The organism is Microbacterium sp. GbtcB4 (assembly GCF_019091465.1).
GTDB classification, from domain to species: Bacteria; Actinomycetota; Actinomycetes; order Actinomycetales; family Microbacteriaceae; genus Microbacterium; species Microbacterium paraoxydans.
The window spans coordinates 1-230 of the sequence record NZ_JAGXJJ010000751.1; the positions used below are offsets into that span (position 1 = coordinate 1).

At 77.4% G+C, this 230-nt stretch carries 1 pseudogene; it reads right to left on the bottom strand.

Features of this window, described 5'->3' with window-relative positions:
- Positions 1-230 (bottom strand): annotated as a pseudogene (locus KVS71_RS19505) (hypothetical protein); the annotation flags it as partial.

Genomic DNA, 230 nt, shown 5'->3' on the forward strand with positions numbered 1-230 from the left:
GGCCAGGAGAGCCTGCTCCGCGGTGTCGTCGACCTCCCACGGGCCACCGCCGACCAGAGCGAGGGCGGCACCCGCGCCCGCGAGGGCCGCCTCGGGAGAGACCGTGCGGGCGAGGTCGACGACCGCCCGGGCGAGGGAGGTGCAGCGGATGCCGTCGCGCCCCCCGATGTCGCCGGGGGAGACAGTGCCCTCGTGCCGCAGGACCCCGGACGTGCTGTGGCGACGGTCAG